Origin of the sequence: Lacrimispora sphenoides JCM 1415, from assembly GCF_900105615.1 — a bacterium.
Lineage (GTDB): Bacteria > Bacillota > Clostridia > Lachnospirales > Lachnospiraceae > Lacrimispora > Lacrimispora sphenoides.
The window spans coordinates 2876903-2889406 of record NZ_LT630003.1 but is presented as its reverse complement, the minus strand read 5'-3'; the positions used below and the strand labels follow the sequence as shown (position 1 = coordinate 2889406).

Below are 12504 nucleotides of genomic sequence, written 5' to 3'. Positions count from 1 at the left end.
TCATGGAATATAAAAAACTGGACAAAGATGATATTGCTTACATAAAAAGTATCATTCCGGACGAGGAGCGTATTCTGATCGGTGATTTTATTAATGAAGAGTACAGTCATGATGAATTAAGCGGTACCAGCAGCTATCCTGACATTGTAGTGAAAGCAAAATCAGCAGAAGAGATATCTGAAATCATGAAGTATGCCTATGAAAATGTCATCCCCGTGACCCCGAGAGGTGCAGGTACCGGTCTGGTAGGGTCATCCGTAGCCATGGAACACGGAATCATGATAGATACCACGCTGATGAATCATGTACTTGAACTGGATGAGGATAATCTGACAATTACGGTGGAGCCAGGTGTTCTGCTGATGGAGCTTTCTGCTTACGTGGAAGATCATGATCTGTTCTACCCGCCGGATCCAGGCGAAAAATCTGCTACCATTGGTGGTAACATCAGCACCAATGCAGGAGGCATGCGCGCCGTGAAATATGGAGTGACACGTGACTATGTAAGAGGTCTGGAAGTTGTCCTTCCAAATGGTGAGATTACGGAATTCGGAGGCAAGGTCGTAAAAAACAGCTCCGGGTATGCCCTTAAGGATTTAATGGTTGGAGCTGAGGGAACTCTTGGTTTTATTACAAAGGCCACGTTAAAGCTGATTCCCCGCCCTAAGATGGTGATCAGCCTGCTGATTCCGTTCCCTACCCTGGATGATGCAATCAATACGGTTCCTTTAATTGTCAAATCAAAGACCATTCCTACAGCCATTGAATTCATGCAGAGGGAAGTTATTATTGATGCAGAGCAGTATTTAGGAAAGGCATTTCCGGATAAGCAGTCAGACGCTTATCTGCTTTTGAAATTTGACGGAAATTCGGCAGAAGAAATTGAACAGGCATATGACAGTGTTGCAAAGCTCTGTCTGGAACAGGGTGCCTTAGATGTTCTGATCTCTGATACGGAGGAGAGAGAAGATTCCATCTGGAAGGCCAGGGGAGCTTTCCTGGAAGCCATCAAAGGTTCAACCACCTACATGGATGAGGTCGATATGGTCGTTCCAAGAAGCTCAGTCAATGAAATGGTCACTTATCTGCATGGACTGCAAAAAGAGTGTGAGTTAAGGATTAAGTGTTTCGGACATGCGGGAGACGGGAACCTCCATGCCTATATGCTGAAAGATGATCTAAGCGACGAGGAATGGGAAAAACGTATGAGCAAAGCTATGGAGAAAGTTTATGAAAAGGCCAGAAAGCTGGGAGGTCAGGTTTCCGGTGAACATGGCATTGGCTATGCAAAGAAGCCTTACCTTAGGGAATCTCTCCCGGAGGTGAATCTAATTCTGATGAACGGAATTAAAAAGGTGTTTGACCCTAATAATATTTTAAATCCTCACAAGATTGCCCAGATGTAATGGATTGAAATAAAGGAGCTTTAGCCTTATGGTTCAATATAATTCCATAAGGTTAAGACTCCTTTTTAAAAAAATTTATTCTTCTTCTCATACAAAGCAATCCCTTGATACAAAATCGCCGATACAATACACAGTGATGCTCATTACCACCAGATCCATATTAAAAAGCTGTGGATACGAAATGATATGGTTGACGTTCCAGCTATATTACCAGTCCTTCCCGTATTTTTCCCGTGTTTGTCGTATCCGTTCGTACAATCCTGTAAGTTCTTTATCAACGTCAGCCTTTTTTCTCCATTGAAATATGTTAAGATTCATATTGACTTTTTCAAGTTCTTTTATTCGTTCTCTCAACGAGTTCATGGTATCTGTGTACTCTTGTTCAAAGCGTTCTTTTTCCTCTTTGGCACGTTCTTTTGCAATGCGCTTTTCATTTATCTTTTTAAATGGTGGTTTCCTTTTAAATGAATCAATTTATGAATCTATGACAAATCCACTTTTTGTTTATGAAGTTAAAATTACATAATTGATAACATATATATATGAAGAAAACTCTCAGTATTAGTTATACATTATGTTGTTAAATGATTCAATATATAAAGGGGAACTTAAACAAAAATAAACCATTACGATATCGATATAAAATAGACAAATAATACATTTTGATATAGTATATAAACAATAGTTATTTTAAAAGAAAGGTTTATAAATAAGATAAGGTTATATTTTCGGGAGATAAAGTGCATGGCAGAGAGATTTGTAATATTGACAAAATATTTATCACAGCTTGCAAAAACTGAGTACGGTAATTGGATAATTGATAAAGAAAATAAAGGAATCGTAGAAAATCCTATTCGAATGTCATTTGTTAATTATTCAGATTTTGTCAGTGCATTCATACAAGATGTATATAAAACCATAGATGACAATGAAGATATGGATTTAAATCATTATGGAGAAATTCTGGATAAGAATGGTCTTGAGTGGGGAATTATATCTATGAAAGATGCAGAGGTGTCGTCATTAGATGCTCAGTGTGTCATGGCTCTCATTACAGGAGCTGTCCGTGCTGAACGGTTTTGTGATGGAGCGTTACTGGATTTCTTTAAAAGCGGCTGTATTGCAAAATGGCTGAATAGATTAAAGGAAATAGATTCCCGTATGTGTTATTGAGCAAATATAATTATCGGTAAAGTCAACCATTTGGCTGTTGGAAAAATCATGGGGATAGAGTAGGATATGGATAAAAGGAACTTCTGCAGCATAGTTAATTAATATACTGTGAAAGTTCCTTTTATCAAGTGAAAAAGTTAAAACTTAATCTTCTTTTCCAGCAAAGCAATCCCCTGATACAATATCGCCGATACAATACACAGGATCACGATGCTCATTACCACCAGATCCATCTTAAATACCTGGCTTCCATAGATGATCAAATATCCCAGTCCTTTATTTGCCGCCAAAAATTCTCCAATGATTACACCAACCAGACAAAGCCCGATATTGACCTTTGTATTGCTGATGATAAGAGGCACAGAACCAGGAAGAAGTACCTTGAAAAGGACATCCTTTTTCTTACCGCCCAGGGAATAGATCAGCTTGATCATGTCAGGATCTACCTGGGAAAAACCGGTATGGAGCGTCATAATGCATCCAAAAACGGCCACAGAAATGGAAGCAACAATGATGGTCTTAATATTATTACCCAGCCATACAATTAAGATGGGAGCAAGGGCGGATTTTGGAAGGCTGTTAAGCATGACAAGATAAGGCTCCAACACTTCCGATACACTGCGGCTGGACCATAAAAGAACAGCGATCAGCAGGCCTGAGACGGTGACCAGGGCAAAGCTTATGAGGGTTTCCATTACGGTTACCCCGATGTGCATAAAAATGCTTTTGTCCACAACCATAGTAAGAAAGCAGATGGTCACACGGGAAGGCGAGCTGAATATGAAGTCATTGATCATGCCCAGTCTTGCACACAGCTCCCAAAGAGAAAGAAGCAGTACCAGCAGCATGGTACGCCACACTCTGACGTTGCGGCGGTGCAGCTTTTCCTTTTCAATAAACTCCTGTTGGGCTAAGGTGGGATGAGTCTCAATCATGATTCTGCAGCTCCTTCCATACCTGATTAAAGTAAACAGAAAATTCCGGCATATTCCGCCGTGTCAAGGGCCGTATATCATCTCCTCCGAAGGAAACCGGTACGATGGCTTTTATTTTGCCGGGCCTGCTTGTCAGTACAATGACTCTGTCGGCAACACTGATAGCTTCGGAAAGGTCATGTGTGATAAGAATCGCAGTTTTATGAGTGCTTTTTATAATGGAACTGATGTCATCACAGACGGAAAGCCTGGTTTGATAGTCCAATGCGGAAAATGGTTCGTCTAATAAAAGAAGGTCCGGTTCCAGGGCCAGGGTGCGGACCAGTGCGGCACGCTGCCGCATACCTCCGGACAGTTCAGACGGCTTTGCCTGCTCAAAGCTTCCAAGGCCGTAAGTATGGAGCATCTGATGCAGCTTTTCTTTGGAGCTTTTGTTTCGCTTTTTCTGAATTTCCAGCCCCAGTTCGGCATTTCCCATAATAGTACGCCATTCAAAAAGGTGATCCCGTTGCAGCATGTAACCGATATTGACGCCGGATTTTGCCTGGGAGACGCCGTCAATTAAGATTTCACCTTCGTCAGGTTCTAATAATCCGCTAAGAAGAGATAGAAGGGTAGATTTCCCGCAGCCGGATGGGCCGACGATTGCAAGAAATTCTCCGTTATCTGCAGTAAATGATATATTGGAAAGGGCCAGTGTCTCACCCTCAAGGGAATGATAGGAGTAACTGATCCCGCGAACTTCCAGTTTTGGCTTCATGGGTCCTCCTTATATGACAGATTTGATCTGATATAGTGTTATGATATGTACAAAAAAAAGGAGTGTGAAGGACCAGACCTTCTTCCCTATGATATAAAATGCCGGATTGCTGTTTTTTTCTTTTTTTCACAGCCTGATGATTGGCCACTACAGGAAAAGCCAATAAAATGGTGGAATAGATGGCGGAAATGCTGGAAAAATAAGAAAAAACCCTTGCAATGGAGTATAAACGGTGTTATACTGTCTACGATAACATGACAGTTAGCGGATAAAGAGTGGGCGAAAGTCCACTCTTTCAATTTGTTTGGAAAGGTGGGAGAAAGATGGCGAAGAGAGAAGAGTACGAGGCAAAGACAGAAAGCTTTTTGCTGCCCCTTATGGAAGAAAATAATTTCGAACTGGTAGATGTAGAGTACGTAAAAGAAGCAGGAAACTGGTATCTGCGGGCTTATATAGATAAAGAAGGCGGGATTACGGTAGATGATTGCGAAACCATAAGCCGCAGGCTGGGAGACTGGCTGGATGAAAAGGATTTTATTGCGGACAGTTACATTTTAGAGGTAAGCTCTCCGGGGCTTGGAAGACCGCTAAAAAAAGATAAAGACTTTGATAGAAGTATCGGAAAAGATGTGGATATTAAGTTATATAAGCCTTTAAACAAACAGAAGGATTTTACAGGAACGCTTACATCCTATGACAGGGAAACAGTGACCATTACCCAGGAAGACGGAATAGAGCTTGTGTTGAACCGCCCGGAAATCGCTTTGATCCGGCTGGCATTTGATTTCTAAACAGTAAGAGATATTAGGAGGATAAAAAAATGAATAAGGAACTGTTAGAAGCACTGAATATTCTGGAGAAGGAGAATAATATCAGCAAGGATACCCTGTTAGAGGCAATCGAAAATTCTCTCCTTACGGCGTGCAAGAACCATTTCGGAAAAGCGGATAATATCAAGGTCAGCATCAATCGTGAAACCTGTGATTTCAATGTATTTGCAGAAAAAGAAGTGGTGGAAACAGTTGAAGATCCCCTGTTGCAGATCAGCCTGGCAGATGCAAAGATGGCAGATCCAAAGTACGATATCGGCGATGTGATCCATTGCCAGATCGACTCAAAGAAGTTTGGAAGAATCGCTACACAAAATGCAAAGAACGTGATCCTGCAGAAAATCCGTGAGGAAGGCAGAAAATCTCTCTTTAACGACTGGTACTGCCAGGAGAGGGAAGTTGTCACAGGAATTGTGCAGAGATATCTGGGCAGGAATGTAAGCATTAATCTGGGCAAAGTAGATGCCATTCTGAATGAAACAGAAATGGTAAAAGGAGAAGTGTTTAAAGCCACAGAGAGAATCAAAGTGTTCGTTCTGGAAGTAAAGGATACTCCCAAAGGCCCAAGGATTTCCGTATCCAGAACTCATCCGGACCTTGTAAAACGCCTGTTTGAATCCGAGGTTGCAGAGGTGAAAGACGGAACCGTGGAAATCAAGGCAATTGCAAGAGAAGCAGGTTCCAGAACAAAAATTGCTGTTAAATCCAATGATGCCAATGTAGATCCGGTAGGTGCATGCGTAGGCTTAAACGGTGCAAGGGTTAACTCCATAGTAAATGAGTTAAGAGGAGAGAAAATCGATATCATCAACTGGGATGAGAATCCGGCCTATTTGATTGAAAATGCATTAAGCCCGGCAAAGGTTATCTGTGTTGTTGCAGACGAGGAATCAAAGGAAGCTCAGGTTATTGTTCCGGATTATCAATTATCACTGGCCATCGGCAAGGAAGGACAGAACGCAAGGCTTGCAGCACGTCTTACCGGATATAAGATTGACATTAAGAGTGAGACGCAGGCAAGAGAACTCGGTCTGTTTGAGGAGCTGGGGCTTGATTATCAGGAAGCTGGATCTGGATTTGAAAGTTTTGGAAATGAAAACCATGACAGTGGAAACAGCGAAACGCAGTACTACCAGGAAGAGTATCAGGACGACTACCAGGAATAAGACCTGGCTGGTGATTACCAGTATAAAAAACAGGAAGTGATGGAAACGTGAGTACAAAGAAATTACCGCTCAGACAGTGCATCGGCTGTGGTGAGATGAAAAATAAAAAAGAAATGATTCGTGTTCTGAAAACCTCAGAGGATGAGATCCTACTTGATACAACCGGACGTAAAAACGGACGGGGAGCTTATCTCTGCCCTTCTATGGAATGTTTTAAGAAGGCAGTAAAAAGCAAGGGGCTTGAGCGTTCCTTCAAGATGGCGATTCCGAAAGAAGTCTACGAAGCATTGGAAAAGGAGATGGAACAGTTTGGATGACAGACAAAAGATCCTTAATCTGATTGGTCTGGCCACTAAAGCAGGAAAGACTGTAAGCGGAGAATTCATGACAGAAAAGACCGTAAAAACTGGGAAAGCATCATTAGTAATCATATCTGAGGAGGCCTCGGAGAATACTAAGAAAATGTTTACCAATATGTGTACTTACTATGAGGTTCCAATCTACTTTTTAGGGGGAAAAGATGAACTGGGCCACGCTATGGGGAAAGAGATGAGAGCATCCCTTGCTATCGTGGATCATGGGTTTGCAAAGGCAGTCGTGAAACTGATGAATACAAAGGTCGGTAGTGAATGTGAAGAGGACCTTTCACATCTACCGGTATGTGCTGCAGAGCGCGCACAGAATGGAGGAAAGCATGAGAGTATATGATCTGGCAAAAGAACTGGGAAAAGACAGTAGTAAGGAGATACTGGATATCTTGGAAAAACATAATATAAATTTAAAGAGCTCTTCCAACGTTACGGATGAGCAGGCGGCAATCGTGAAAAAAGAAGTAGGCGGCCACAACCGGGGAACCGCTCCGGTACAATCCAATTCACCGGATGGAGATGATTCCGATGCGCCGAAGAAAAAAATTGCGGCAGTATTCAGACCGCAGAATGCACAGATGAAGCCTCAGGGACAGCATTCCCAGGGAGGAAGATCTTTTCAGTCGGACCGACAGAACGGAGATTCAAGAAATCGTCAGGTTTCAGAGCAGTCTTTATCAGGAGCTGCTGAATTAACAAGAGAGCAGAATACAGAAAACGTGGAAGGTGGAAGACCCCAGGGAGGCTACCAGGGAAACCGCGATAACCGGGAAGGAAGACCTCAGGGAGGCTATCAGGGTAACCGTGACAACCGTGAAGGAAGACCCCAGGGAGGCTACCAGGGAAACCGTGACGGAAGACCTCAGGGAGGCTATCAGGGAAACCGTGATGGAAGACCACAGGGCCAGGGAGGCTACCAGGGAAACCGTGACGGAAGACCACAGGGCCAGGGAGGCTACCAGGGAAACCGTGACGGAAGACCACAGGGCCAGGGAGGTTACCAGGGCAATCGTGATGGAAGACCACAGGGCCAGGGAGGCTACCAGGGCAACCGTGACGGAAGACCACAGGGCCAGGGAGGCTATCAGGGCAACCGTGACGGAAGACCACAGGGTCAGGGAGGCTATCAGGGCAACCGTGACGGAAGACCACAGGGTCAGGGAGGCTATCAGGGCAACCGTGACGGAAGACCACAGGGTCAGGGAGGCTACCAGGGTAACCGTGACGGAAGACCACAGGGCCAGGGAGGCTACCAGGGCAACCGCGACGGAAGACCGCAGGGCGGTGGTTACCAGGGCAACCGTGACGGAAGACCACAGGGCCAGGGAGGCTACCAGGGCAACCGCGACGGAAGACCACAGGGCGGAGGCTACCAGGGAAACCGTGACGGAAGACCGCAGGGCCAGGGAGGCTATCAGGGCAACCGTGACGGAAGACCGCAGGGCCAGGGAGGCTACCAGGGCAACCGTGACGGAAGACCGCAGGGCCAGGGAGGCTACCAGGGCAACCGTGATGGAAGACCACAGGGACAACGTACAGGCAGAGATGCTGGTCCTAAGACAGGTTCCTTTGATACTCCAATCCAGGCAAAGCCTACCAGCAACAGGGCTGCAAAGAACACTTATAAAAATGACAGATTTGATAAGAGAGATAAAGATGACGAGGCTAAGAAAAGAGCACAGGGCAAAGGCGGAAAACCGTTAAAAGTTCCGGTTCAGCCTCCGGTGCATGTAGAGCCTAAGGTAGAAGAGATAAAGACCATAACTCTCCCGGATATCATGACGATTAAGGAACTGGCTGAGAAGATGAAGCTTCAGCCGTCTGCCATTGTAAAGAAGCTGTTCTTACAGGGTAAAATCGTTACTCTTAATACGGAAATCGATTATGACCAGGCGGAAGAGATCGCTTTGGGATATGATGTTCTCTGCGAGAAAGAAATAAAAATAGATGTTATTGAAGAACTGCTGAAAGAGGCTGATGAAAATGAGGCAGATATGGTTTCCAGACCGCCGGTAGTCTGCGTAATGGGCCATGTTGACCATGGTAAAACATCCCTTCTTGATGCGATCCGCCAAAGCCATGTAACCTCCAGAGAGGCAGGCGGGATCACGCAGCATATTGGTGCTTATACCGTTGAAGTAAACGGAGAAAAGATCACATTTTTAGATACTCCGGGACACGAGGCCTTTACCGCTATGCGTATGAGAGGTGCTCAGTCTACTGATATCGCAATTCTTGTAGTAGCAGCTGATGACGGTGTGATGCCTCAGACTGTGGAGGCAATCAACCATGCCAAGGCAGCTGAAGTGGAGATCATTGTAGCCATTAATAAGATTGATAAACCAAGTGCCAATATTGACAAGGTAAAGCAGGAATTATCTGAATATGAACTGATTCCTGAGGACTGGGGCGGAAGTACCATATTTGTTCCGGTTTCTGCCCATACAAAGGACGGTATCAAAGAACTTCTGGAAATGATCCTTCTAACCGCAGAAGTAAAGGAATTAAAGGCAAATCCGAACCGCCGGGCAAGAGGTCTTATTATTGAGGCTGAGCTTGATAAGGGTAAAGGACCGGTAGCTACTGTACTGGTACAGAAGGGAACCCTTCGGGTAGGTGATACGGTTTCCGCTGGTTCCTGTTACGGAAAAGTCCGTGCCATGATGGATGATAAGGGCCGCAGAGTAAAAGAAGCAGGTCCATCCACCCCGGTTGAGATTTTAGGACTTAATGACGTTCCAAATGCAGGCGAAGTCCTGGTTGGAACCGAAAATGAAAAAGAAGCAAGAACCTTTGCTGAGACATTTATTTCCGAAGGTAAGAATAAATTACTGGAAGATACAAAGGCTAAGTTATCACTGGATGATTTATTCAGTCAGATCAAAGCCGGCAACATCAAGGAGCTTCCGCTTATCGTGAAAGCAGATGTACAGGGTTCCGTGGAAGCGGTAAAGCAGAGCCTTGTGAAGCTGTCTAACGAAGAGGTTATGGTAAAGGTGATTCACGGAGGCGTAGGCGCAATTAATGAGTCTGACGTTTCCCTGGCTTCCGCATCCAATGCGATCATCATCGGCTTTAACGTAAGGCCTGATGTAACTGCAAAATCCATTGCAGACCGGGAAAAAGTGGATATGAGACTTTACAAGGTAATCTATCAGGCTATTGAGGATGTAGAGGCAGCGATGAAGGGCATGCTTGATCCGGTATTTGAAGAGAAGATCATCGGCCACGCTATCGTGCGCCAGACCTTTAAGGCATCCGGAGTAGGTACCATTGCAGGCTCCTATGTAATGGACGGTAAGTTCCAGAGAGGCTGCAGCGTCCGCATCACACGTGCCGGAGAGCAGATCTACGATGGTCCTCTGGCTTCCTTAAAGAGATTTAAGGATGATGTGAAGGAAGTTGCAACCGGTTATGAGTGCGGCCTAGTATTTGAGAAATTTAATGATATTCAGGAAGACGATATGATTGAAGCATATGCCATGGTGGAGGTTCCCCGCTAGGAACCTGCATCCTGGAATTTTGAAAAGATGAGCCCGTAATGCGGGCTGGTCTTTTTGAAACTGCGGACAAAAAGCGAAAGGAATAACATGCGTAAAAACAGTATAAAGAATACCAGAATCAACATGGAGGTCCAGAGGGAGTTAAGTGAGATCATCCGTCTGGAAATCAAAGATCCAAGAATCCATCCCATGACTACCGTGGTTGACGTTTCCGTCACCCCGGATTTAAAATACTGTAAGGCATTCATCAGTATTCTGGGAGACGAGGAGGCCGGTAAGGCTACCATTGAAGGATTAAAAAGTGCAGAAGGTTACATCCGCCGTGAATTGGCAAGGAGAGTAAACCTTCGCAACACGCCGGAGATCAAGTTTATTTTGGACCAGTCCATTGAGTATGGAGTAAATATGTCCAAATTAATAGACGAGGTAACAAAAGATATCAGAGATTAGGGAGGTGCCCTTGTGAGTTTTTTTGACACAGTGCTTGAAGATGTGAAAACGGTAGCAATCATGGGTCATGTCCGTCCGGACGGGGACTGCGTTGGTTCCTGTCTGGCGGCTTACAACTATCTGGAACAGCATCATCCGCAAGTGGAGGCGGTGGTTTATCTTGAGACCCCTCCTTCCAAATTTGATTATCTCAGGAATTTTGACCGCATTGTCAGTGACTTTTCAGAGGATAAGGAATATGATCTCTGTGTTTGCCTTGACAGCAGTGATACGCTCCGGTTAGGGGAGGCAGCAAAGTTCTTAAATACCGCAAAAAAAAGTCTCTGTGTGGATCACCACGTTACCAATTTAAGATATGCAAAAGAGAATATTGTACAGGATGATTCAAGTTCGACCTGCGAGGTGCTTTACGGCCTCTTAGATGAAAATAAGATTACCAGGGAAATAGCAGAATGCATTTATACCGGAATTATCCATGATACCGGAGTGTTTAAATACGACTGCACTTCAAAAAGGACGATGGAGATTGCAGGGAAGCTGATGGAAAAGGGAATCGACTTTTCAAAGATCATCGATGACAGTTTTTACCGGAAGACCTATATCCAGAATCAGATTCTGGGAAGGGCTTTATTAGAGAGCATAGCCTTTCACGACAACCGTTGCATTTTCAGTGCCATCAGCAAAAAGGAAATGGATTTCTACGGTGTTACCGGTGCTGATATGGATGGAATCATTGATCAGCTTCGAATCACAGAGGGTGTGGAATGTGCCATATTCATGTATGAAATCTCATGCAGGGAGTATAAGGTGAGTCTGCGCTCTACCACGGATCTTGATGTGAGCAAAATTGCCGTTTATTTCGGGGGCGGCGGTCATAAGAAAGCGGCCGGCTGTACCATGGCAGGAAGTGTTCATGATGTGATCAACAATCTGTCGAATCAGATTGCAAAACAGCTTAACTAGGAGACGGATCTATGGCAGACGGCATCATCAATGTATACAAGGAAAAAGGATTTACCTCTCATGACGTTGTGGCGAAAATGAGAGGTATTTTAAAGCAGAAAAAGATAGGACATACAGGAACCCTGGATCCTATGGCAGAGGGAGTATTACCCGTATGCCTGGGAAAGGCGACGAAGCTTTGCGATATGCTGACGGATAAGACCAAAACCTATGAGGCGGTCCTGCTTCTGGGCAGGGAAACTGATACCCAGGATACTACGGGAGAAATTCTTAAGGAATATCCGGTCAAGGCAGATGAGGCCCAGGTGAAGGAAGCCGTACTCAGCTTTCTTGGTCATTACGATCAGATACCTCCCATGTATTCTGCTTTAAAGGTGGATGGAAAAAAGCTTTATGAGCTGGCCAGGGCCGGAAAAGAAGTGGAGCGGAAAGCCAGGCCTGTGGAGATTTTGGAGATCACTGTAGACCGGATCCTGCTCCCACGGGTTACTATGACAGTAACCTGTTCCAAGGGAACTTATATCAGGACCCTTTGCTATGACATCGGGAGAAAACTTGGCTGCGGAGGGTGCATGGAATCCCTTCTCCGCACCCAGGTTTCCGGGTTTTGTTTAGAGGACAGCCTGACTCTGGCACAGATCGAGGAACTTCGGGATGATGGAACCCTGGAGAATCATATCCTTGCTGTGGACAAGGTGTTTTCGGATTATCCGGCACTTAAGATGAAACAGGATTTTGACAAGCTGGTGCACAATGGAAACCCCTTTTACAGGAACCAGGCAGAGGGAGATACTCTGTTACCTGACGGACCTGTAAGAGTCTATGACAGCAGGAACCAGTTTATTGGAGTTTACGTACCTGACAGGAAGAAGGAACTTCTTAAGCCTCAAAAGGTATTTCTGGGAGGAACGCCTTAAGGCATGCCTTTATGCCCGGAAAGCAGGGCAAGA

The 12504-nt window shown here is 44.8% G+C and carries 11 protein-coding genes and 1 pseudogene; 10 read left to right on the top strand and 2 right to left on the bottom strand.

The window, feature by feature from the left end:
* Positions 1-2: 2 nt before the first annotated feature.
* Both BMX69_RS13055 and BMX69_RS13050 read left to right on the top strand, forming a co-directional pair.
* Positions 3-1406 (top strand): FAD-binding oxidoreductase, encoded by a 1404-nt coding sequence (locus BMX69_RS13055; RefSeq protein WP_054790296.1) that lies wholly within the window; start codon positions 3-5, stop codon positions 1404-1406.
* Between the two features lie 744 nt (positions 1407-2150).
* Positions 2151-2579 carry a DUF6508 domain-containing protein gene (locus BMX69_RS13050; RefSeq protein WP_054790295.1) on the top strand — a complete coding sequence of 143 codons (429 nt, stop codon included), beginning with the start codon at positions 2151-2153 and terminating at the stop codon, positions 2577-2579.
* A 137-nt stretch (positions 2580-2716) separates the two neighbouring features.
* Here BMX69_RS13050 and BMX69_RS13045 read toward each other — a convergent pair whose 3' ends face one another.
* Together BMX69_RS13045 and BMX69_RS13040 are read right to left on the bottom strand one after the other, a co-directional pair.
* Positions 2717-3514, bottom strand: coding sequence for an ABC transporter permease (locus BMX69_RS13045; RefSeq protein ID WP_054790294.1), 798 nt, complete (start codon positions 3512-3514; stop codon positions 2717-2719).
* A complete protein-coding gene (locus BMX69_RS13040) occupies positions 3507-4274 on the bottom strand; it encodes an ABC transporter ATP-binding protein (protein ID WP_054790293.1) in 768 nt (255 codons plus the stop codon). Before BMX69_RS13040 ends, BMX69_RS13045 begins: the two co-directional genes overlap by 8 nt.
* A gap of 323 nt (positions 4275-4597) precedes the next feature.
* Here BMX69_RS13040 and BMX69_RS13035 point away from each other — a divergent pair, with 323 nt between their 5' ends.
* The 8 genes and pseudogenes from BMX69_RS13035 (at position 4598) to truB (ending at position 12471) form a co-directional block, all read left to right on the top strand.
* Entirely contained in the window at positions 4598-5065 is a 468-nt protein-coding gene (locus BMX69_RS13035) for a ribosome maturation factor RimP (protein WP_054790292.1), read from the top strand.
* Positions 5066-5094: 29 nt separating this feature from the next.
* On the top strand, positions 5095-6270 hold the full coding sequence (gene nusA / locus BMX69_RS13030; protein ID WP_054790291.1) for a transcription termination factor NusA: 1176 nt from the start codon (positions 5095-5097) through the stop codon (positions 6268-6270).
* Between the two features lie 47 nt (positions 6271-6317).
* A complete protein-coding gene (gene rnpM, locus BMX69_RS13025) occupies positions 6318-6587 on the top strand; it encodes an RNase P modulator RnpM (protein WP_054790290.1) in 270 nt (89 codons plus the stop codon).
* Positions 6580-6906 (top strand): annotated as a pseudogene (locus BMX69_RS13020) (L7Ae/L30e/S12e/Gadd45 family ribosomal protein); the annotation flags it as partial. The gene rnpM and the pseudogene BMX69_RS13020, both read left to right, overlap by 8 nt.
* Before the next feature lie 58 nt (positions 6907-6964).
* Positions 6965-10141: a translation initiation factor IF-2 gene (infB, locus tag BMX69_RS13015; RefSeq protein ID WP_100042569.1), complete on the top strand. Its 3177-nt coding sequence runs from the start codon at positions 6965-6967 to the stop codon at positions 10139-10141.
* 87 nt (positions 10142-10228) lie between these two features.
* Complete coding sequence (gene rbfA / locus BMX69_RS13010) at positions 10229-10591, top strand: 30S ribosome-binding factor RbfA (protein ID WP_025234370.1); 363 nt, start codon at positions 10229-10231, stop codon at positions 10589-10591.
* Positions 10592-10603: 12 nt separating this feature from the next.
* Positions 10604-11554, top strand: coding sequence for a DHH family phosphoesterase (locus tag BMX69_RS13005; protein WP_100042568.1), 951 nt, complete (start codon positions 10604-10606; stop codon positions 11552-11554).
* Positions 11555-11565: 11 nt separating this feature from the next.
* Complete coding sequence (truB, locus tag BMX69_RS13000) at positions 11566-12471, top strand: tRNA pseudouridine(55) synthase TruB (protein WP_054790914.1); 906 nt, start codon at positions 11566-11568, stop codon at positions 12469-12471.
* Positions 12472-12504 lie beyond the last annotated feature (33 nt).

Coding starts and splice junctions, on each gene's coding strand:
- BMX69_RS13050 (WP_054790295.1), top strand. CDS start 2,151: ATGGCAGAGAGATTTGTAATATTGACAAAATATTTATCACAGCTTGCA.
- infB (WP_100042569.1), top strand. CDS start 6,965: ATGAGAGTATATGATCTGGCAAAAGAACTGGGAAAAGACAGTAGTAAG.
- BMX69_RS13045 (WP_054790294.1), bottom strand. CDS start 3,514: ATGATTGAGACTCATCCCACCTTAGCCCAACAGGAGTTTATTGAAAAG.
- nusA (WP_054790291.1), top strand. CDS start 5,095: ATGAATAAGGAACTGTTAGAAGCACTGAATATTCTGGAGAAGGAGAAT.
- BMX69_RS13035 (WP_054790292.1), top strand. CDS start 4,598: ATGGCGAAGAGAGAAGAGTACGAGGCAAAGACAGAAAGCTTTTTGCTG.
- rbfA (WP_025234370.1), top strand. CDS start 10,229: ATGCGTAAAAACAGTATAAAGAATACCAGAATCAACATGGAGGTCCAG.
- BMX69_RS13055 (WP_054790296.1), top strand. CDS start 3: ATGGAATATAAAAAACTGGACAAAGATGATATTGCTTACATAAAAAGT.
- BMX69_RS13040 (WP_054790293.1), bottom strand. CDS start 4,274: ATGAAGCCAAAACTGGAAGTTCGCGGGATCAGTTACTCCTATCATTCC.
- truB (WP_054790914.1), top strand. CDS start 11,566: ATGGCAGACGGCATCATCAATGTATACAAGGAAAAAGGATTTACCTCT.